This is a genomic window from Streptomyces sp. NPDC012510, assembly GCF_042955065.1.
Lineage (GTDB): Bacteria > Actinomycetota > Actinomycetes > Streptomycetales > Streptomycetaceae > Streptomyces.
Window position 1 is genome coordinate 34,491 of the sequence record NZ_JBIBEN010000032.1, and the last position, 19,273, is coordinate 53,763.

The window sequence follows — 19,273 nt, forward strand, 5'->3', positions numbered from 1 at the left end:
GCGTTCCTCTTTGTTGGTCGTGAGGGGGTTCAGGCTACGGGGGAGTCGGTGCCGTGGGGAAACCGCGGGTGGACAGGGGCTCCGCCAGCCACCGCCCGATCCGCCGCAGCAGTTCCTCCCCCGCCGCGTTCTCCGCGTGCCCCATCCCCCGCTCCAGCCACAGTTCGGCGTTGTCCCCCGCCGCTGCCGCCAGCATCTCGGGGTGGTCGACCGGGAAGTAGCCGTCGCTGTCGCCGTGGACGATCAGCAAGGGGGTCGGGGCGATCAGGGGGACCGACTCCACCGGGGAGAGGGGGACCGGGTTCCAGTCGCGGTGGTTGATGCGGGTGCGGAAGCCGTAGCGGCCGACCAGACGGCCGGTGGGGCGGGTGATGAGCCAGTGGACACGGCGCATGGGGGCAGTGCCCCGGTAGTACCAGCGGGCCGGGGCGCTGACCGAGACGACCGCGTCGGGGCCCTCGGGGAGCGCCGCGTGGCGCAGGACGACCGAGCCGCCCATGGAGAAGCCGACCGTGGCGACGCGGTCGTGGCCGAGTTCGCGGGCCCAGCGGACCGCCGCCGCGAGGTCGAGCACCTCGCGGTCGCCGACCGTGGAGTGACCGCCGGATCTTCCGTGACCCCGGAAGGAGAAGGTCACGACGGACCCGTAGCGGGCGAGCACCTCCGCCACCCTTCGAACATGAGGACGGTCGGCTGCCCCCGTGAAGCCATGGGCGACCACGACGGCGAGATGGCCGACGTCGTCGGCGCCGCCGGAGGCGCCGGGGGCGCGTCCGGTGGCGTCGTCCACAACGGATCCCGGGTTGTATACGACCGACTTCGGGTTGTATACGGCCTCGATGTTCACCCCGTCGTCAGTGCGCAGAAACCTGCGCAAAGAGGTCCGGGGCGGCCGGAAATCGGTTCGACCGGCCGTCTCAGAGTTCGGGATGTCGAAAGATCGCCTCATATGACCTGCCGGACCAGCGCTCATGTGGGCTATTCTGCTGGACAGAGGACTCGGGCAATGTCGCCCCCGGGTCCTTTTGTGCTTTCGGAAGCGTTGTATACGAGCGGGAAAACGCCAGGTGACCGCAGGTGTACGGGCCCCGGGAACGCAGAGCAGAACGCTGTGAAGCGCCGCAGCCGCAATCGCGGTGCCGCAGTGCCGCAAACGTCCTCGCAGGGACCGAGGAGGAACCAGACGTATGAGTTCTCTGCTGCTCCTGACCAACGCTCTCCAGCCTTCCACGGAGGTACTTCCGGCCCTCGGCCTGCTGCTGCACAACGTGCGCGTGGCTCCGGCTGAAGGCCCCGCTCTTGTCGACACCCCCGGCGCGGACGTCATCCTGATCGACGGACGCCGTGACCTGCCGCAGGTCCGCAGCCTGTGTCAGCTGCTGCGCTCCACCGGGCCCGGCTGCCCCCTCATCCTCGTCGTGACCGAGGGCGGTCTCGCCGCCGTCACCGCCGACTGGGGCATCGACGACGTCCTCCTCGACACCGCCGGCCCCGCGGAGGTCGAGGCGCGTTTGCGGCTGGCCATGGGCAGGCAGCAGATCGTCAACGACGACTCCCCGATGGAGATCCGCAACGGCGATCTCTCGGTGGACGAGGCGACCTACAGCGCCAAGCTCAAGGGCCGCGTCCTCGACCTCACCTTCAAGGAGTTCGAACTCCTGAAGTACCTCGCCCAGCACCCGGGCCGCGTCTTCACCCGCGCCCAGCTCCTCCAGGAGGTCTGGGGCTATGACTACTTCGGCGGTACGCGGACGGTCGACGTCCACGTACGACGGCTGCGCGCCAAGCTCGGCCCCGAGCACGAGTCGCTGATCGGGACCGTCCGGAACGTCGGTTATCGATTCGTTACGCCGGAGAAGGCGGAGCGCACGGGCGACGAGGCGAAGGGCAAGGCGGGCGCGTCAAAGGCGGCGGATACGGACGAGACGGCGTCCCTGGGCGCCGCCGAGATCACGGCCGAGGCGTAGTGGCGATCCCCCTGCCCGGCGTACGCACAGGTAACCCACAGGTGGGCCGTCGTCCGCCCTGCCCAGGGGCGTTCCATCCGCGTAGACTCCGCGCGTGGCCAAGGTGACTCGGGATGACGTGGCAAGACTGGCGGGTACGTCGACCGCCGTCGTCAGCTACGTCATCAACAACGGACCCCGGCCGGTCGCCCCGGCCACGCGCGAGCGTGTCCTCGCCGCCATCAAGGAACTGGGGTACCGGCCCGACCGGGTCGCCCAGGCGATGGCCTCCCGGCGCACCGACCTCATAGGCATGATCGTGCCGGACGCGCGCCAGCCCTTCTTCGGCGAGATGACCCACGCCGTCGAGCAGGCCGCCGCCGAGCGCGGAAAGATGGTGCTCGTCGGCAACACCGACTACGTCGCCGAGCGCGAGGTCCACTATCTGCGGGCGTTCCTCGGAATGCGCGTCTCCGGGCTGATCCTCGTCAGCCACGCCCTCAACGACAACGCCGCCGCCGAGATAGAGGCGTGGGACGCGCGGGTGGTGCTGCTGCACGAGCGGCCCGAGGCGATCGACGACGTGGCCGTGGTGACCGACGACCTCGGCGGCGCGAAGCTCGCCGTGGAGCATCTGCTGTCGCACGGCCACGAGTACGTCGCCTGTATGGGCGGTATCGCGGAGACCCCACTGGTCGGCGACCCGGTCTCCGACCACGTCGAGGGCTGGCGGCGTGCGATGGACGAGGCCGGGATCTCCACGGAGGGGCGGCTCTTCGAGGCGCCGTACAACCGGTACGACGCGTACCAGGTGGCGCTGGAGTTGTTGTCGAAGGCGGACCGGCCGCCGGCGATCTTCTGCTCCACGGACGACCAGGCGATCGGTGTGCTGCGGGCCGCCCGTGAGCTGCGGATCGAGGTGCCGAGCGAGCTGGCCGTGGCCGGGTTCGACGACGTCAAGGAGGCGGCGCTGACGGACCCGCCGCTGACGACGATCGCGACGGACCGTACGGCGATGGCGCGGGCCGCGGTGGATCTGGTCCTCGACGACGGGATCCGGGTCGCCGGGTCGCGTCGTGAGCGGGTGAAGCTGTTTCCGTCGAAGCTGGTCGCGCGGCGGTCGTGCGGGTGCGAGTAGGTTGCGGGTTGCGCCGTAGGGGCTTGGGTGTCGTGCTGACTGCGGGTGCGTCGTGGCTTGTCGCGCAGTTCCCCGCGCCCCTGAAAAGCACGCGGTCGCCCTCGCGTTTTCAGCGCACCGAAGCCCCGCGCCCCTGAGAAGCACGCGATCCCCCTCGACTTCTCAGCGCGCCGAGATTCCGCGCCCCTGACAAGCACGCCGTCCCCCTCGGCTTCTCAGCGGGCCGAGATCCCGTGCTCCTGGTAGGCGGGGGCGGTTCTCGGTGGCCCTCGCCTTTATATGGGGCGAACGAGCTTCTGGTGCGGTTCTCAGGGAGCACTCAGGAACGTCTCATGGTCGGGCGACAGGCTCTGAGTCATGACCGAGAGCTTCCGCCGCAGCGGCGAGTACGAGAACCCCTACCAGGGGGACCAGCAGCAGTCCGGGTACGTCCAGGGCGAGCCCCAGCAGCAGCCGTACCTCCAGCAGCAGCACGCCTCCGCCCCGGTGAACCCGGAGTGGCCGCCTCCGCCGGCATACGAGCCGGCCTCCGCCTCCAAGAAGCGCGCCCGGGGTCCGCTCGCTCTGCTGGCGGCCGTGGCGATCGTCGCGGCGGCGATCGGCGGCGGTACGGCGTACGGCATCCAGGAGCTGACCGGTACGAGCACCACCGCCTCCAGCTCGACCAGCACGAGCGTGGTGCCCACCAGCCAGAAGGGCACGGTCTCCGGGGTCGCCAAGGCCGTCAGCCCGAGCATCGTGGAGATCAACGCCAGTTCGAACGCGGGCGAGTCCACCGGTTCCGGTGTGATCATCACCAGCGAAGGCGAGATCATCACCAACAACCACGTGATCTCCGGCGCCTCCCAGATCAAGGTGAGGACCAGCGACGGCAAGTCCTACACCGCCGAGGTCGTCGGCACCGACAGCAAGAAGGACCTCGCCCTCATCAAGCTGCGGGACGCCTCCGGGCTGAAGGCCGCCACCCTCGGAGACTCCGGCGGCGTCAAGGTCGGCGACCAGGTCGTGGCGATCGGCTCCCCCGAAGGCCTGACCGGCACGGTGACCAGCGGTATCGTCTCCGCGCTCGACCGCGATGTGACGGTCTCGACGGGTGAGGACCAGGGGCAGCAGCAACAGCAGGGCGACGGCCGGTGGCCGTTCGAGTTCGGCGGCCAGGAGTTCAACGGCGACACCGGCTCCTCCACGACCACGTACAAGGCGCTCCAGACGGACGCGTCCCTGAACCCGGGCAACTCCGGCGGCGCCCTCATCGACATGAACGGCAACATCATCGGCATCAACTCGGCGATGTACTCGGCCGCGGACGCCACCTCCTCCAGCGCCGGCAGCGTCGGCCTCGGCTTCGCGATCCCGATCAACACCGTCAAGGCCGACCTGAGCACGCTGCGGGCGGGCGGCTCGGACTGAGGTCCGGTTCACCGAACAGGTGTTTCCTGCTCACCCTCCGCGCCCCCGCTGAGTCCCCGCTGAGCCAAAGGAGTTCGACATGATCACGCAGATCAGGAACGACGCGCAGATCAAGCAGGTCTCGCACGACGTCGAGACCGCCGACGACCCGGCCGGGTTGGGCCTCGCCCTCGCCGTGGCGGCCGAACTGCACCCGCCGGTGACGCGCGCCCCCGAGGTGGCGTCCACCATCCGGGCTGGAGCCCGCAGGACCACGGAAGCGCGACCGCACCGCCGTACGGTTCGCGGCTGATCGCGCGGGCTACTGCGCGGCCAGGGGACGTGCAAGGCTAGGGCGGTACCGCGCCGGCCCCTTCAGGGGCGCGGGGAACTGCGCGACCAGCCACGACGCGCCCGCACCAGGCAACGCACAAGAACCCCTACGGCGCCCCGGCCTTGTCCACCACCGCCCCCAAGGAACGAAGACCACCATGAGCCCCGCCGAAGGCGCCCCCGAACCCCAGCGCATCCTCATCGTCGACGACGAGCCGGCGGTGCGTGACGCCCTCAAACGCAGCCTCGCCTTCGAGGGCTACGGCACCGAGGTCGCCGTCGACGGCGCGGACGCGCTGGAGAAGGCGACGGCGTACAGGCCGGACCTGGTGATCCTCGACATTCAGATGCCCCGCATGGACGGTCTGACCGCCGCCCGCCGGATCCGTGGCGCGGGCGACACCACTCCCATCCTGATGCTCACCGCCCGTGACACGGTCGGCGACCGTGTCACCGGCCTCGACGCCGGCGCGGACGACTACCTGGTCAAGCCCTTCGAGCTGGACGAACTCTTCGCCCGGGTCCGCGCCTTGCTGCGCCGCAGCTCCTACACGGCCACCCTCGCCGAGACGACCGAGCCTGACGAGGCGCTCACCTTCGCGGACCTGCGGATGGATCTGGCGACGCGGGAGGTCAGGCGGGGCGGCCGCCCGGTGGAGCTGACCCGCACGGAGTTCACCCTCCTTGAGATGTTCATGGCCCACCCGCGCCAGGTCCTCACCCGCGAACAGATCCTGAAGGCCGTCTGGGGCTTCGACTTCGAGCCCACCTCCAACTCCCTGGACGTCTACGTCATGTACCTGCGCCGCAAGACGGAGGCGGGCGGCGAGCCGCGCCTCGTCCACACCGTGCGCGGCGTCGGGTACGTCCTGCGGCAAGGCGGAGCGGAGTGAACAAGGTGCTGCGCCGCTACCGTGCCCTGCCGATCCGGGCCCGGCTGTCGATGCTGGTGGCGGCGGCGGTGGCGTTCGCGGTGGCGGCGGTGTCGGTGACGTGCTGGTTCATCGTGCAGGGGAAGCTGTACGAGGAGTTGCAGGAGCAGCTGCAGAAGTCGATGCGCATGGCTCGTGACCAGGCCTGGGTCGCCGTCAGCGACTGTGCGCAGACCCCCCAGGAGGACAACTCCCGCTTCGGCCCCCGGAACACCTACTTCCAGGCGGTGCTGGAGGACGGAACGGCATGCGTCCTCAACTTCTCCGCCGGTACGGTCGAGGTCACCGAGACCGACAAGGAGATCGCCAAGGAAACGGACGGTCCGCAGGGCGTCTTCCGCAACGGGACGGACGCGGACGGCAACGACGTACGGGCCATGGTCGTGCCCGTGAGCTTCGTCAGCCAGAGCACGGGGGAGATCTCCAATGCGGCCCTCGTCGTCGCCGTCCCCCTGCAAGGCACCCAGTCCACCCTCAACGACCTCGCACTGATCCTCCTCCTCGTCTCCGGTATCGGCGTGGTCGGCGCCGGGGCGGCCGGGCTCGCCGTGGCCCGCGCGGGCCTGCGCCCGGTCGACAAGCTCACGGAGGCGGTCGAGCACGTGGCCCGCACGGAGGACCTGAGCATCCGTATCCCCGTGGAGGACGAGAGCGAGGACGAGGTGGCCCGGTTGTCCCGGTCCTTCAACTCGATGACCAGCGCGCTGGCGAACTCCCGGGACCTGCAACAGCAGTTGATCGCGGATGCCGGCCACGAACTCCGTACGCCGCTCACGTCCCTGCGCACGAACATCGAGCTCCTCACCCGCAGCGAGGAGACGGGCCGCCCGATCCCCGCGGAGGACCGCAAGGCCCTGCTCGCCTCGGTGAAGGCCCAGATGACGGAACTGGCCTCGCTGATAGGCGACCTACAGGAGCTGTCACGCTCGGACTCGGGCCAGCAGTCAGGCCGCGACCTCCAGGTCGTGGACTTCCAGGAGACGGTAGAGGCTGCCCTGCGCCGGGCCCGGCTGCGCGGCCCCGAGCTGACGATCACGGCGGATCTGCAACCGTGGTACGTCCGCTCCGAGCCCTCCGCACTGGAGCGGGCCATCGTCAACATCCTCGACAACGCGGTGAAGTTCAGCCCCGAGGGCGGCACGATCGAGGTTGCTCTGCACGCGGGTGTCCTCACGGTCCGCGACCACGGCCCCGGTATCCCCGCCGACGAACTCCCCCACGTCTTCGACCGCTTCTGGCGCTCCCCTTCGGCACGGGCGTTGCCGGGCTCGGGCCTGGGCCTGTCGATCGTGGCCCGCACGGTCCAGCAGGCGGGCGGCGAGGTGACGCTGACCCGCGCGGAGGGGGGCGGCACGCTGGCGACGGTACGGCTGCCGGGTGCGGCTACGCCTCCGCCGGAGGGGCTCTGAGCGGGGGCCGGCCTCGACGTGCTGGGGGTCAGTGGAAGCCGAGCATGCCGGGTGCCCTGGATACCCGGCAAGGCAAGCAGCGCCGCTCCGACGTACGCCAGAGCCCACCGGGTGGTCCACGAATGAAGAATTCCGGACGTGATCAGTTCGCGTGATCAGCTCTCCGCAGGTGTCCTGACGGCCGGGAGGAAGGCCGCCCAGGAGGCAGCACCGAAGACGACCACCGGGCCGTCCGGAATCTTGCTGTCCCGGACAGGGACTATGCCGTGGTAGCCGTCGGCGACTTCGAGGCAGTTCGACGCTCCCCCGTCGCTGTACGACGACTTGCGCCACACAGCGGTGCTGAGGTCGAAAGTCCGGTTCATGATCTGCACTCCTCCAGAAGGCGCTTGATGAACGCCGTCGACTCCACCGGAGTCAGCGCTGTGTCCCTTACAAGATCGTAGGACTGCCGGAAGGCCAGCACCCTGTCAGGATCGGCGATCAACCCGCCGATCCCGTTGCCTTCCGCATAGGCAACGGGATCGCCGGTGCGCTGCCGGAAACGCCACAGATGGCTGTCCATGAGGTCGTGCACACCAGCGGACCAGGGTGCTCAGCGCGGAAGAGCTGTACGTCCACGGGATGGGGGTGCCCTCGTGATGAGCGGTCTGCGGCTCTTGCCCTGGACGACACCGGACGGCAGACCCTGTTACCTGGACCCCGATACCGCACACCCCGGCACGCTCTCCCAGCTCGCCGACAGCGTGGAGGTCATGCAACTGGGGTCGGCCGAGGAGGTGTTGGCGGGCGGCAGGGCCGTGCTCGGGGACGCGGCGGCCGGGGAGCGGGCGGTGCGGTTCGCGCTCACACGGGCGGTGGAGTCGCTGGAGGACGTGCTGCGGATCGCGCTCAGTCGGGGGCGGCGGATCGGTGCCGACGATGAAGGCGGCGGGGACGGCTGTGCCGATGGCGGTGGGCCGTAGGCGATTCCCGCTACGCCGCGAGCGCCGCCGGCTCCCCCAGTTGGGCGGCCGCCGTTCGCCAGGCCGCCGTCACCGCGCGGTGGGCCCGCTGGGTGTTCGCGGGGTGGCCGCCGGTGAGGGCGAGCGGTAGCCCCACGTGGACGTGCAGGTCAGGGCGGCGCAGCGGTGCGGTGAGCAGGCCCGCGAGCTGCTTGGCGGTGCTGCCGGAGGTGACCCGGCGGGCTCCGGCCTGGCCGACGGGGACAACGGGCGCGCCGGTGCGTTCGGCGAGCCGGGCCAGGCCGCTGCGGAACGGTTCGGGCGCGGCCTCGGCGGCGTCCCTGCGGAGCGGGATCCCGCCCTCGGCGTAGATGAGGACCAGTCGGCCCTCGTCCAGCGCGGCGGCGGCTAGGTCGAGGGCGCGGGCGGCGCGCGGGTCCCTCCGGTGCACCGGAATGTGTCCCTCGCGGGTGAGCGCCCGGCCGAGCAGGGGGGCGCGCCACAGGCCGGCGGCGGCCATGACGACCGGTTGGACACCGAGACGGTGCAGCGCGGCGAGCACGACGGCGGGGTCGGCGAGCGAGGTGTGGTTCGCGGCGAGGATGCTGCCCGGCGACAGGACGGGGTCCGCGTCGGCGGTCACGGTGAGACGTCCGACGGCGGGCACCAGGACGTCGGCGAGGCGGCTGAGCATGGTGGGCCTCCGGTCTGGACGATGACGATCCTCATCGTCTACGGGCCCACCGCGGCCTGCCTTGAGTGCTCGTACTCAACTTCGCGGGTGCCGGATACCCGGATCGTCGAACGGCGCCGGGGCTCTTCTGATGGATCTCTGATATCGAGCTGGACGATCGTCTCCGGCCCGGCGGGCCGGGCCAGGCCCGCCGTAACCGTGCAGCGGGTCGTGGCGTCGAGCCCCTGGACGCTGGACGCAGCGTTCGGAGGGCCATTCGAGCCAGGCAAACGGAGAAGCTACCGGCATCCGGCATGATACCGCCGAATGATCATCAAATAGTGCGAACCCGATTTATCTATCCATACGCTCCGTTTCGCTGGAAACGGCCATGCGCGCCCCCAGCACTCGATGCGTGTCCCCCATGAGGCGGAGGCAAGTTCATGTCCCTGTCAGTGGCCGAAGTCGCCAGAATCCTCGTCGTGCTGACCGTCTTTCTGATAGCGGCGCACCTCGGCGCCTACGTCTTCGCGCGGTTGCGCCAGCCTCCGGTGATCGGCGAGATAGCGGGAGGAGTGCTGCTAGGGGGAAGCGCCCTGGGCCTTGTCGCCCCATCGGTGAGCACATGGCTGGCGCCCTCCGGCACTCCCACCGCTCATGTGCTGGGAGCGGTCTACCAGCTGGGCACGATCCTGATGGTTTTCCTCGCCGGGCTGGAAATGCGCCGGGGCGGTCTCGGCGCCGAGCGCAGGACCGTCCTGTTCACCACCGTCGCCGGCCTGGTGATCCCGTTCGCGGCAGGCATGGCCATCGCTCAGGTGGTGGACTCCGGCGACCTGGCCGGCCCGCATGGATCCGGCCTGAGCATCTCCCTGGTGCTGGGCCTGGCCATCGCGGTCACCAGCATTCCCGTCATCTCCCGGATCATGATCGATCTCGGTATCATGGGTGGTCTCTTCGCCCGGACGGTCCTCACCGTCGCCGTCATCGAGGATGTCCTCCTCTACGTCGTACTGGCGGTGATCCTCGGTCTGGCCCATGTCCAGGCGGACACCTCCTACGGCCTGCACGCCCTGTTCCACACCGCTTCGATCGGCTGGAACGTGGCCTACTACGTGGCCGCGTCGGTGCTGTTCTTCGCACTGTGTCTTGCCGGAGGGCGGGCGGCGTTCCGTCGGTTGGTCTCAGGACCGGTCGGAGCGTTGGAACGCCGCAGTCCGGCGGCGTTCCGGATGGTGTTCATGTTCGCCCTCTGCCTGTGTTGCATCGGCTTGGGCATCGATCCGATCTTCGGCGCGCTCATGGCGGGTATCTCCATGGCCGATGACGTGGACGAGGAGAACGGTTCCCCCGGGCTCAGCGCGATACGGGGATTCTCGCTCGCCTTCTTCGTGCCGATCTACTTCGCGCTCGTCGGCTACCGGCTCGACCTCGTGCACGACCTGGATCCAGTCTTCTTCGGCTGGCTGTTCGCCGTGGCCTGCGTGATCAAGTTCGGCAGTGTGTGGGCGGGTGCGCGTCTGGCGGGCAAGAGCCGGTCGTGGTCGACGCACTTCGCGGTGGCGATGAACGCCCGCGGTGGCCCCGGCATCATCCTGGCGTCAGTGGCCTTCGCGGCAGGGATCATCAATGGCAAATTTCTCGTCGCGCTTGTACTGCTGTCCATCCTCACCTCGCAACTCGCCGGGGCGTGGCTGACCCAGGCTCTGGCACGCGACCCCGCGTTCGTCTCGGAGGACCCACCGTCCGTCTCGACGGGCGGGTCGCCCGCACGGGCAGAGGCCATGCCGGGACAGCGGCCCAGCGGGTGTCCGGAGCCAGGGACCGATGCCGGGGACGGGGGCGAAGACGTGGCTGAGGGCGACATCGACCGTATGGCGTTCCCAGCCGCTGGCGAGGGCGAGCGCCCGAAGGTGGAGTAAGCGCCCGAAGACCTGGCTTCCCTCGGCACCGGCATGTAGCCGTCGTCACATGCTGTGGCCGACCAGCCGTCCCCTGAACGAGTTCCGCCACCAGGCGCAGGCTCCAGCCGTCCCGGCACACACCACGGGGCGCCGAGCCGGGGGGCGTGGCACCGCACAAAATCATTCAGGGGGCGGCGGACAACCGGACTCGAGTGGGCAGGGGGCGCTCGGTGAAGCCGTGTGCGGCCCCGAAGGCGTCCCCATCTGGGTGTATTGAGATGTTTCGCCACGGCTTCCGCCTATGCTGTCGTCAATTCGAGGCCGCGTGGACACACTGCGGGTCTGGGTGGGACCGGTGTCCATGAGGCCGGCGCTGGTGGTGGCGGTGTGGAGTGCGGTGGCGGACACACGTCACCCCGGTCTGCTGGAGGCAGGCATGACGGACTCGACGATGCGCTCGACGGGCAGAGGGCTGCGGGTGATGGTCTTCACCGGGGAGGGCGACCTGTGGCACCGAAAGCCGGTGTTCAGTGAGATCGTCCACCGGGCTCGCAAAGCAGGGCTGGCAGGGGCCAGTGTGTTCCGAGGGATCGAGGGTTTCGGGGCCTCCTCACTGATCCACACCACTCGGTTCCTGTCGCTGAGTGACGGCCTGCCGGTTGTGGTGGTGATCGTCGATGATGAGAGCCGCATCCGCGCGTTCCTGCCGCAGTTGGGCGAAGTCGTGGGTGGCGGTCTGGTCGTCCTGGATGAGGTCAAGGTCATGTGCCGGACCGACAGGGGACCGCAAGAGATGAATGACGCACCGACGCCACGGCCTTGCACGTAGCCGGTATCGCTGATCCACCGGTGCGGCGCGGTGCGACTCGGCCCGCACCGGCCGCGGCAGCACCCTGGCCGGTGCCGATCAGGACCGGGTCCGAATCAGTGGCGAGGTGGAAAAGGCGGTCCCCCGCGCCAGGAAGGGGGCGTGGGGGACCGCTCGTTCGGCACCGTTCAGCCTCGACGTGCCGCAGTGCAGCAAACGCGGCCCGAAGCTGCCCGCAGCCGTTAGTTGATGATCGTGATCCGGTTGGCCGTCGGCGGCGCGATCGGCTTGGTCGCCGAGGAGTTGGCCAGCAGGTACTGCTCCAGGGCGGCGAGGTCATCGGCGCCGACCAGGTCGTTCGTGCCCTGGCCCAGCGTCGGGTAGCCGTCGCCGCCGCCCGCGAGGAAGCTGTTGGTCGCGACGCGGTAGGTGGCCGCCGGGTCGATGGCGGCACCGTTGAGCTTGATGGTGTCGACGACGACACGGTCCGCGCCGGACTTCCTCAGGTCGAGCGTGTACGTCAGACCGGACGACGGCAGCAGCACCTTCGGCGAGGCGGCGTTCGTCCCGCTCACCTGCTCCTGGAGGACCTTGACGAGCTGAGCGCCCGTGAAGTCCTGCAGGTTGACCGTGTTGGAGAACGGCTGGACGGTGAAGCCCTCGGCGTAGGTCACCACGCCGTCGCCCTCGGTGCCCGTGGCCGCGTAGGTGAGCGGCGCGCGCACACCACCGGGGTTCATCAGCGCGAGGTCGACCTCGGGGTCCAGCGTCTTGCCGTACCAGAACTGCGCGTCGGCGATGAGGTCGCCCATCGGGGACTCGGTGCCGACGTTCGGCACGTCGGCGGATATGTGGCCGATGGCGCGGTTGCCGATGGGGGCGGCGAGGGTGTTCCACCTGCTGATGAGGGCCGTCATGTCGGCGGCCTTCGCCACGTCACGCGTGACCACGTGGTTCGCGGACGAGACGGCCGTACGGGCGATGTCACCGGTGCGGCGGTCGTACGTCAGCGTGGTGTCGGTGTAGAGGCGGCCGAAGGACGCGGCCGAGGTGACCGTGCGCGGCTTGCCCGCCGGGTCGTTGATCGTGCAGGCGTACGCCGCGTGCGTGTGGCCGGTGACGAGGGCGTCGACCTTCGGCGTGATGTTCTTGGCGATGTCGACGATCGGACCGGAGATGCCGTCACCGGCGCCGGGCGAGTCGCAGTCGTAGTTGTACGCGGTGGAGGCGGGGGCTCCGCCCTCGTGGATCAGCGCGACGACGGACTTCACGCCCTGGCGCTCCAGCTCCTTGGCGTACTTGTTGATCGTCTGGACCTCGTCCTTGAACTTGAGGCCCTTGACGCCCTCGGCGGAGACGACGCCCGGGGTGTCCTCCAGCGTCACACCGATGAAGCCGATCTTGACGCCGTTCTTCTTCCACACCCAGTACGGCTTCAGGAGCGGCTTGCCGGTCTTCTTCTCGATGACGTTCGCCGCGAGGTAGGGGAAGTCGGCGCCCTTGAACTTCTTGCCCTTGACGTAGCAGCCGTCGGTGGGGTGGCAGCCGCCCTTCTGCAGGCGGGCCAGTTCCTTGGCGCCCTCGTCGAACTCGTGGTTGCCGACGCTCGTGACGTCCAGGTCGAGGCCGTTCAGCGCCTCGATGGTGGGCTCGTCATGGAACAGGCCCGAGATCAACGGAGAGGCACCGACCATGTCACCGGCGGCGGCCGTGACCGAGTAGTCGTCGGCCCGGCGGGCGTCGCGCAGATGCGTGGCCAGGTACTCGACACCACCGGCGTTGATCGTCTCGGTGTGACCGTCCTCGTGGACGTGCGTGACCCGGCCCGAGGAACCGGCCGGCGGCTCCAGGTTGCCGTGCAGGTCGTTGAAGGACAGCAGCTGCACGTCCTGGTACCGGCTCGGCTTCTCCTTGCCGGGCTTGGACGGCTTCGCCTCACCGGCGCTCGCCGGGATCGCGGCGGCCAGCGCCCCGACGGTCGCCAGACCGGCCGCGACGGCGAGGATCCGGTTACGGCGGCTTCGGCGGCGTGACGCTTGGGGTGTGGCTGACATGTGCCCCCCTGGTTCGTATGAGAAGTAAGAAAAACGTGAGACAGGCCCCGTCCGGCCGAAGCCTAGGGTCAACGCGCGTAGCGCGGCAGGGGGTTCATGGTTACGACCTGGTTGCCGTCAGGGAGAACTGATGGCAAAGGGGGGCAATCCTAGGGGCGCGGCGCTGTGCCATCGGCGGCTCCGCCGCGGGGCGCGATCAGCCACGGACAACCCGCGACCGCAAGACCACAGAACCGGCCGAGCTCTTCCGCGCTCTCCGCGGAGCAGCCCGGTTAACCTCGAACCCATGACCAGCGACGACACCGCCCGGCCCGGCGCAGCCGCAAGCGCAGCCGCCCGCAGTATCGAAACCCGCCTGGAACTGACTCCCGGCCAAAAGGCCGCCGTACTGGCCCTCCTCGAAGAGTCCGCCCAGGTCGACGGCCAGCAGGCGGTGTCCGAGCAGGGCCGCCTCCAACTCCGCGGCGCGGCTCGCGAGGGCGTGCGCCACCTCCTCCTGACCGTCGGCGACACCCTCGTCGGCTACGCCCAACTGGAGGACACCGACCCGGTGGAGGCCCCCGCCGCCGAACTGGTCGTCCACCCCTCCCACCGGGGCCACGGCCATGGCCGCGCCCTCGGCTCCGCCCTCCTCGCCGAGTCCGGCAAACGCCTGCGCGTCTGGGCCCACGGAGGCCACTCCGCCGCCCGCCACCTCGCCCAGGTCCTCGGCCTCACCCTCTTCCGCGAACTCCGGCAGATGCGCCGCCCCCTGGCCGATTTCGATCCCCCGGAGCCGGTGCTCCCCGACGGTGTCACCGTCCGCGCCTTCGTCCCCGGCGAGGACGACGCGGCCTGGCTCGCCGCCAACGCGGAGGCCTTCGCCCACCACCCCGAACAGGGCGCCCTCGTCCAGCGGGACCTCGACGACCGCAAGGCGGAACCCTGGTTCGACCCGGCCGGCTTCTTCCTCGCCTTCCGGGACGGTGAACTCATCGGCTTCCACTGGACCAAGGTGCACGCCGCCGAACAGCTCGGCGAGGTCTACGTCGTGGGCGTGCGCCCCGGCGCCCAGGGCGGCGGCCTCGGCAAGGCCCTCACCACGATCGGCCTGCGCCATCTGGCCGCACAGGGCCTGCCCACCGCGATGCTCTACGTCGACGCCGACAACAAGGCGGCGGTCACGGTGTACGAGCGGCTGGGCTTCGTGACGTACGAGACGGACCTGATGTACCGCTCGGAGACGTAACCACCCCAAACCGAAGTTATCCACAGGCAGGGGACGGTGGCATTGACACCGTCCCCTCTCTTGCACCACCCTTTCACTACTCAATTAGTGAAAGGGTGGTTGTTCGAGTGGTCGAGTACCGCATCGACCGGCGCAGCGGTGTCGCCACCTATGTGCAGATCGTCCAGCAGACCAAACAGGCCCTGCGGCTCGGCCTGTTGGAACCCGGCGACAAGCTCCCCACGGCCCGCGAGGTCGTGGAAGCCACCGCGATCAACCCGAACACGGTGCTGAAGGCCTACCGCGAGCTGGAGCGCGAAGGCCTGGTCGAGGCCCGCCGCGGCCTCGGCACGTTCGTACGGAAGTCACTGGGCACCACACCGGTCGACTCGCCGCTGCGGGCCGAACTGGACGCGTGGACCGTGAAGGCCCGGGACACCGGGCTCGAACGGGACGACGTGGAGGCGCTGTTCACCTCCGTACTGGAAGAACACTTCAAGAAGGATCAGGGGGACGAGGCATGACCGGGACCGCGATGGAGGCGGCCGCGCTCGGCAAGAAGTTCGGGTGGCGGCGAGGGGGCTGGGCGCTGCGCGAGTGCACGCTGCGGCTGCCGGTGGGGCGGGTGTGCGCGGTCGTCGGACCGAACGGCGCCGGCAAGTCGACGCTGCTGGCCCACGCGGCCGGCCTGCTCGTGCCCACGGAGGGCAGCGTCCGGGTGCTGGGGACGACCCCGGCGGCGGCCCGCGAACGCATCGCGTACGTCGCCCAGGACAAGCCCCTGTACCCGCAGTTGACCGTCGCCGAGACCCTGCGCCTCGGCCGGGAGCTCAACCCCCGGCGCTGGGACGCGGCCGTCGCCGAGCGGGTCGTCGACGAGGGCGGTCTCGACCGGGGCGCCAAGGTCCGCTCCCTCTCCGGGGGCCAGCGCACCCGGGTCGCGCTCGCCCTCGCCCTCGGCAAGCGGCCCGAACTGCTGCTCCTGGACGAGCCGATGGCCGACCTCGACCCGCTCGCCCGCCACCAGCTGATGGGCACCCTGCTCGCGGACTCCGCCGAACACGGCACCACGGTTGTCATGTCCTCGCACGTGGTGGCCGAGTTGGAGGGTTCCTGCGACCACTTGTTCCTGCTGGGCGCCGGGCGCGTGCGGCTCGCGGGCCCGCTGGACGAGATCCTCGCCGCGCACACCCTGGTCACCGGGCAGACCGGCGAGCTCTCCCCGCACACCGTCGTCGAGTCCCGTACGACGGGCCGTCAGCTCACCGCCCTCATCCGCCCGCAGGGCCCCGTCGGCCCCGGCTGGCAGACCGCCGAGCCGACCCTGGAGGAGCTGGTCCTGGCCCATCTGCGGGCACCCCAGGCCCCGGCCCTCACCCTCGACGCGGCGAACGACACGGGTGGCGCCTCCGACTCCGACGACTCCGACGACTCCGACGACTCCGACGAGACGAACGGGGCCGAGGCACGGGAGGCCGCCGTATGAGCGCCGCGACGGAAACCGGAACCCGAACCGGAACCGGAGGCAACCGTATGACCGCCGCGACCGGCCCGAACGCCGAGACCCTGGCCGCCCGCTCCGAGAAGCCGGACCCGGCCGTGACCCCGGCCCGGGGGCTGGTCCGGGCCGTGCTCCGCCTGCACCAGTCGGCCCTGTGGTTCTGGGGGCTGTTCGTGGGGCTGGCCGTCGTCGGGCTCCTGTGGGCCGCCGGACCGGGAGTGAACGAGGCCTGGGCGGAGTACCGGGCCGGCGACTGCGCCGAGGCCGACTACTGCGAGATCGGCGCCGCGTACAACCGGTACGAGCTGGCGGTCTCCTTCGCCACCGCCGTCCTCGCCGTCGCCCCGGTCATGATCGGTGCCTGGGCCGGCGGCGCCCTGATCGCCCGCGAGCTGGAGAGCGGCACCGCCCGGCTGGCCTGGACCCAGTCGGTCACCCCGGCCCGCTGGCTCGCCGCCAAGCTCGCCGTCCCGGCCGCCGTGATCGCCTCGGGGACCATCCTGGTGACCCTGCTGCACCGCCTGCTGTGGGGGTCGGACGAGGAACTGCGGCACGCGCTCGGCAACCGTGACTGGTTCCAGTCCGAGACCTTCGCGGCCAACGGCACCGTCGCCACCGCCTACGCCCTGTTCGCCCTGGCCCTCGGCGCCGTCGCGGGCCTGCTGATCCGCCGCTCCCTGCCCGCGCTCGCCGCCGGTCTGCTCGGCACGGCCGCCCTCGCGGTCACGCTCCAGTCCAACCGTCACCTGCTGTGGCCGGTCGAGACCCTCGTCTCCAGGACCAAAGAGCCGGACTGGACGGGCGAGATGGTCGACCGCGGCTTCATCAGCACCACGGGTGAGCGCGTCTCGGACATCGGCTGCACGGACATCTCCTGCGACCGGACCGACGTCGCCGGCTACTACGCCGACTTCCACCCCTCCTCCCACTTCTGGCCCCTCCAGCTCGTCGAGACCGGCATCGTCCTCGCCGTCACCGCCCTGCTGGTCCTGGCCGCGTTCCGCCTGCTGCGGCGGAGTGCGGGGGGACTCGGATGAGCGCCACGACCACCGCGTCACGCGCCGAGGCGCCCGTCACCGGGGGCGGCCGGCGGACGAAGCCGGGACCCCACGGTCTGACCTGGGCACTGCTCCGCCTGCACGGCTGGGCGGCGGTCTGCTGGGCCGTACTGGTCCTCGTCACCGCCGGGGCGCTGCTCTGGGCGGCGGGGCCGGGTGTGGACGCCGCCTGGGCCGACTACCACACGGAGACCTGCCGGGACGACGGGCAGGTGAGCGTGAACTGCGACTTCGCGGCGCCCGCGCTCGACCGGTACGACGCGGTCGTGGGCTTCAGTTCCTCGCTCATCACCGGCATGCCCCTCCTCGTCGCCCTCTGGGCCGGAGCCGCGCTGATCGGCCGGGAACTGGAGAACGGCACGGCCCAGTTGACCTGGACCCAGTCCGTCACCCCGGCCCGCTGGCTGGCCGCCAAGCTCGCGCTCCCGGCCGCCGTGCTCGGCGCCGGCACCCTGCTGCTCGTCCTGGCGCACCGGCTGATGTGGTCGGCACACATCGAGCAGGGCGGCGGGGCGTGGCACTGGCAGGGGTACGAGGAAGAGCTCTTCGTGGGCAACGGCCCCCTCGCCGTCGCCCGCGTCCTCCTCGGTCTCGTGGTCGGCGCCCTGATCGGCCTGCTCACCCGACGCTCCATGGCCTCCCTCGGCTACGGCTTCTTCGCGCTGGTGGGTCTGATCCGCCTGCTCGACCTCGTGCGGCCGTACCTGTGGCCGGCCGAGACCGTGACGAACCCGGCGAACGAGGGCACCCCGCACCGCGTCGGCCTGGTCGCCGACAGTGGCGTCGTCACCGCCGACGGCACCCATGTGGCGACCGGCTGGTGCAGTTCCTCCGACTGCGGCCGGACCGACGTCGTCGGCCACTACCTCGACTACCACCCCACCTCCCACTTCTGGCCCCTCCACCTCGTCGAGACCGGCATCGTCCTCGCCGTCACCGCCCTGCTGGTCCTGGCCGCGTTCCGCCTGCTGCGACGCCGTACAGGAGGTGCCGTATGACCGCCACGACGACTTCCGCCGTCCCGGCGGCCCCCGTGCCCCGCGGTGGTCTCCGCCCGCGCGGGCCGGTCTGGGCCGTGTGGCGCGTGCACCGCTGGGCGCTGCTGGTGTGGTGCGCGTACGTACTGCTCATGGTCGGGTGGATGCTCTGGCTGCACTTCGTCGACGGCGCGCAGGTGCGCGCGGAGGCGGCCGCCTGCCGGATGCGGTCAGGCGGCTGCATCGACATCGGGTCGGTGTTCGGCTACTCCAGCGGCCTGAGCTGGGCCGGCACCTTCATCGCCTACTTCTCCTACGGCGTGGCCGCCTGGGCCGGTGCCTCACTCATCGGCCGCGAGCTGGAGAACGGAACGGCCCAGCTGGCCTGGACCCAGTCCGTCACCCCGGTCCGCTGGCTGACCGCCAAGCTCGCGGTGCCCGCCGTCGCGCTGACCCTGGGCACGGCCGTCCTCGTGCTGGTCTACCGCTGGGCCTGGTCGTCGAACCGGGACCTGCTGGGCGACGAGTGGCACTACAACGACCCCTTCGTGAACCGAGGCCCGGCCCTCCTGGCCTACGCCCTGTGCGCGCTGGCCGTCGGCGCCCTGGCGGGCCTCGCCCTGAAGCGCTCCCTGGCCGCACTGACCGTCGCCTTCGGCTTCATCCTCGGGTTCCACCTGTACCTCGACGACCACTGGCCCGACCTGTGGCCCGCCAGGACGCTCAGAGGCACCGGCGACGGCCGGTACCCCGATGATCACCCGGCGTCCCAGTTCTGGCCCCCGCACCTCATGACCACCGGCGTCATCCTCGCCGTCGCCGCCCTCGCCACGGCAGCCGCCTTCTGGCTGCTGCGCCGCCGCACCCGCTGATGGCTCACGGACCCGGCACGCCCCTCCTACGGGGGGAGGGGCGTGCCGAAGGCATACCGCAGGGGAACGGCAGGGGATCCGGGCACGCCGGTACCGGCCGTCGCCCGGCGAAACCGGCGGTCCTCCCC

The 19,273-nt window shown here is 70.5% G+C and carries 19 protein-coding genes and 1 pseudogene; 15 read left to right on the forward strand and 5 right to left on the reverse strand.

The window, feature by feature from the left end:
* Positions 1-34 precede the first annotated feature (34 nt).
* On the reverse strand, positions 35-949 hold the full coding sequence (locus ACFY9I_RS38450) for an alpha/beta fold hydrolase (protein ID WP_391011120.1): 915 nt from the start codon (positions 947-949) through the stop codon (positions 35-37).
* Between the two features lie 238 nt (positions 950-1,187).
* Here ACFY9I_RS38450 and ACFY9I_RS38455 point away from each other — a divergent pair, with 238 nt between their 5' ends.
* The 6 genes from ACFY9I_RS38455 (at position 1,188) to ACFY9I_RS38480 (ending at position 7,147) form a co-directional block, all read left to right on the forward strand.
* Complete coding sequence (locus tag ACFY9I_RS38455) at positions 1,188-1,967, forward strand: winged helix-turn-helix domain-containing protein (RefSeq protein WP_391010986.1); 780 nt, start codon at positions 1,188-1,190, stop codon at positions 1,965-1,967.
* A 94-nt stretch (positions 1,968-2,061) separates the two neighbouring features.
* Positions 2,062-3,084: a substrate-binding domain-containing protein gene (locus ACFY9I_RS38460; RefSeq protein WP_391010989.1), complete on the forward strand. Its 1,023-nt coding sequence runs from the start codon at positions 2,062-2,064 to the stop codon at positions 3,082-3,084.
* A 357-nt stretch (positions 3,085-3,441) separates the two neighbouring features.
* The gene (locus ACFY9I_RS38465; protein ID WP_391010992.1) at positions 3,442-4,494 is read left to right on the forward strand and encodes a trypsin-like peptidase domain-containing protein; all 1,053 of its coding nucleotides are present in this window, start codon (positions 3,442-3,444) and stop codon (positions 4,492-4,494) included.
* A 79-nt stretch (positions 4,495-4,573) separates the two neighbouring features.
* Positions 4,574-4,786 (forward strand): hypothetical protein, encoded by a 213-nt coding sequence (locus tag ACFY9I_RS38470; RefSeq protein WP_391010995.1) that lies wholly within the window; start codon positions 4,574-4,576, stop codon positions 4,784-4,786.
* A gap of 178 nt (positions 4,787-4,964) precedes the next feature.
* Positions 4,965-5,699, forward strand: a complete 735-nt coding sequence (locus ACFY9I_RS38475) for a response regulator (protein WP_391010998.1) — start codon at positions 4,965-4,967, stop codon at positions 5,697-5,699.
* Positions 5,696-7,147 carry an ATP-binding protein gene (locus ACFY9I_RS38480; RefSeq protein ID WP_391011001.1) on the forward strand — a complete coding sequence of 484 codons (1,452 nt, stop codon included), beginning with the start codon at positions 5,696-5,698 and terminating at the stop codon, positions 7,145-7,147. Before ACFY9I_RS38475 ends, ACFY9I_RS38480 begins: the two co-directional genes overlap by 4 nt.
* A 155-nt stretch (positions 7,148-7,302) precedes the next feature.
* On the opposite strand, the gene ACFY9I_RS38485 is transcribed toward ACFY9I_RS38480, so the two are convergent.
* Positions 7,303-7,512 carry a DUF397 domain-containing protein gene (locus tag ACFY9I_RS38485; RefSeq protein ID WP_391011004.1) on the reverse strand — a complete coding sequence of 70 codons (210 nt, stop codon included), beginning with the start codon at positions 7,510-7,512 and terminating at the stop codon, positions 7,303-7,305.
* Positions 7,509-7,727 (reverse strand): annotated as a pseudogene (locus tag ACFY9I_RS38490) (Scr1 family TA system antitoxin-like transcriptional regulator); the annotation flags it as partial. The gene ACFY9I_RS38485 and the pseudogene ACFY9I_RS38490, both read right to left, overlap by 4 nt.
* Before the next feature lie 61 nt (positions 7,728-7,788).
* On the opposite strand from ACFY9I_RS38490, the gene ACFY9I_RS38495 reads away from it, so the two are divergent.
* On the forward strand, positions 7,789-8,112 hold the full coding sequence (locus tag ACFY9I_RS38495) for a hypothetical protein (protein WP_391011007.1): 324 nt from the start codon (positions 7,789-7,791) through the stop codon (positions 8,110-8,112).
* A gap of 10 nt (positions 8,113-8,122) precedes the next feature.
* On the opposite strand, the gene ACFY9I_RS38500 is transcribed toward ACFY9I_RS38495, so the two are convergent.
* Positions 8,123-8,785, reverse strand: a complete 663-nt coding sequence (locus ACFY9I_RS38500) for a 1-acyl-sn-glycerol-3-phosphate acyltransferase (RefSeq protein WP_391011010.1) — start codon at positions 8,783-8,785, stop codon at positions 8,123-8,125.
* Between the two features lie 422 nt (positions 8,786-9,207).
* Between ACFY9I_RS38500 and ACFY9I_RS38505 the strand changes: the two genes are divergently transcribed.
* The gene (locus ACFY9I_RS38505) at positions 9,208-10,686 is read left to right on the forward strand and encodes a cation:proton antiporter (RefSeq protein WP_391011013.1); all 1,479 of its coding nucleotides are present in this window, start codon (positions 9,208-9,210) and stop codon (positions 10,684-10,686) included.
* 418 nt (positions 10,687-11,104) lie between these two features.
* Positions 11,105-11,497 carry a DUF190 domain-containing protein gene (locus tag ACFY9I_RS38510; RefSeq protein WP_391011016.1) on the forward strand — a complete coding sequence of 131 codons (393 nt, stop codon included), beginning with the start codon at positions 11,105-11,107 and terminating at the stop codon, positions 11,495-11,497.
* 221 nt (positions 11,498-11,718) lie between these two features.
* On the opposite strand, the gene ACFY9I_RS38515 is transcribed toward ACFY9I_RS38510, so the two are convergent.
* Positions 11,719-13,530 carry a 5'-nucleotidase C-terminal domain-containing protein gene (locus tag ACFY9I_RS38515; RefSeq protein ID WP_391011019.1) on the reverse strand — a complete coding sequence of 604 codons (1,812 nt, stop codon included), beginning with the start codon at positions 13,528-13,530 and terminating at the stop codon, positions 11,719-11,721.
* Positions 13,531-13,816: 286 nt separating this feature from the next.
* Here ACFY9I_RS38515 and mshD point away from each other — a divergent pair, with 286 nt between their 5' ends.
* The 6 genes from mshD (at position 13,817) to ACFY9I_RS38545 (ending at position 19,145) form a co-directional block, all read left to right on the forward strand.
* Positions 13,817-14,758 (forward strand): mycothiol synthase, encoded by a 942-nt coding sequence (gene mshD / locus ACFY9I_RS38520; RefSeq protein ID WP_391011022.1) that lies wholly within the window; start codon positions 13,817-13,819, stop codon positions 14,756-14,758.
* Between the two features lie 107 nt (positions 14,759-14,865).
* Entirely contained in the window at positions 14,866-15,261 is a 396-nt protein-coding gene (locus tag ACFY9I_RS38525; RefSeq protein WP_391011123.1) for a GntR family transcriptional regulator, read from the forward strand.
* Positions 15,258-16,223 (forward strand): ATP-binding cassette domain-containing protein, encoded by a 966-nt coding sequence (locus ACFY9I_RS38530; protein ID WP_391011025.1) that lies wholly within the window; start codon positions 15,258-15,260, stop codon positions 16,221-16,223. Before ACFY9I_RS38525 ends, ACFY9I_RS38530 begins: the two co-directional genes overlap by 4 nt.
* A 47-nt stretch (positions 16,224-16,270) precedes the next feature.
* Positions 16,271-17,275 carry an ABC transporter permease gene (locus tag ACFY9I_RS38535; protein WP_391011028.1) on the forward strand — a complete coding sequence of 335 codons (1,005 nt, stop codon included), beginning with the start codon at positions 16,271-16,273 and terminating at the stop codon, positions 17,273-17,275.
* The gene (locus ACFY9I_RS38540; protein WP_391011031.1) at positions 17,272-18,294 is read left to right on the forward strand and encodes an ABC transporter permease; all 1,023 of its coding nucleotides are present in this window, start codon (positions 17,272-17,274) and stop codon (positions 18,292-18,294) included. The genes ACFY9I_RS38535 and ACFY9I_RS38540 overlap by 4 nt, the downstream gene beginning before the upstream one ends.
* On the forward strand, positions 18,291-19,145 hold the full coding sequence (locus ACFY9I_RS38545) for an ABC transporter permease (RefSeq protein ID WP_391011034.1): 855 nt from the start codon (positions 18,291-18,293) through the stop codon (positions 19,143-19,145). The genes ACFY9I_RS38540 and ACFY9I_RS38545 overlap by 4 nt, the downstream gene beginning before the upstream one ends.
* Positions 19,146-19,273: the final 128 nt, after the last annotated feature.

Bases quoted from the DNA above. Each gene is read 5' to 3' on its own strand.
- ACFY9I_RS38450 (WP_391011120.1), bottom strand. From the start codon at position 949: ATGAGGCGATCTTTCGACATCCCGAACTCTGAGACGGCCGGTCGAACC.
- ACFY9I_RS38455 (WP_391010986.1), top strand. From the start codon at position 1,188: ATGAGTTCTCTGCTGCTCCTGACCAACGCTCTCCAGCCTTCCACGGAG.
- ACFY9I_RS38465 (WP_391010992.1), top strand. From the start codon at position 3,442: ATGACCGAGAGCTTCCGCCGCAGCGGCGAGTACGAGAACCCCTACCAG.
- ACFY9I_RS38470 (WP_391010995.1), top strand. From the start codon at position 4,574: ATGATCACGCAGATCAGGAACGACGCGCAGATCAAGCAGGTCTCGCAC.
- ACFY9I_RS38475 (WP_391010998.1), top strand. From the start codon at position 4,965: ATGAGCCCCGCCGAAGGCGCCCCCGAACCCCAGCGCATCCTCATCGTC.
- ACFY9I_RS38485 (WP_391011004.1), bottom strand. From the start codon at position 7,512: ATGAACCGGACTTTCGACCTCAGCACCGCTGTGTGGCGCAAGTCGTCG.
- ACFY9I_RS38495 (WP_391011007.1), top strand. From the start codon at position 7,789: ATGAGCGGTCTGCGGCTCTTGCCCTGGACGACACCGGACGGCAGACCC.
- ACFY9I_RS38500 (WP_391011010.1), bottom strand. From the start codon at position 8,785: ATGCTCAGCCGCCTCGCCGACGTCCTGGTGCCCGCCGTCGGACGTCTC.
- ACFY9I_RS38505 (WP_391011013.1), top strand. From the start codon at position 9,208: ATGTCCCTGTCAGTGGCCGAAGTCGCCAGAATCCTCGTCGTGCTGACC.
- ACFY9I_RS38510 (WP_391011016.1), top strand. From the start codon at position 11,105: ATGACGGACTCGACGATGCGCTCGACGGGCAGAGGGCTGCGGGTGATG.
- ACFY9I_RS38515 (WP_391011019.1), bottom strand. From the start codon at position 13,530: ATGTCAGCCACACCCCAAGCGTCACGCCGCCGAAGCCGCCGTAACCGG.
- mshD (WP_391011022.1), top strand. From the start codon at position 13,817: ATGACCAGCGACGACACCGCCCGGCCCGGCGCAGCCGCAAGCGCAGCC.
- ACFY9I_RS38530 (WP_391011025.1), top strand. From the start codon at position 15,258: ATGACCGGGACCGCGATGGAGGCGGCCGCGCTCGGCAAGAAGTTCGGG.
- ACFY9I_RS38535 (WP_391011028.1), top strand. From the start codon at position 16,271: ATGACCGCCGCGACCGGCCCGAACGCCGAGACCCTGGCCGCCCGCTCC.
- ACFY9I_RS38540 (WP_391011031.1), top strand. From the start codon at position 17,272: ATGAGCGCCACGACCACCGCGTCACGCGCCGAGGCGCCCGTCACCGGG.
- ACFY9I_RS38545 (WP_391011034.1), top strand. From the start codon at position 18,291: ATGACCGCCACGACGACTTCCGCCGTCCCGGCGGCCCCCGTGCCCCGC.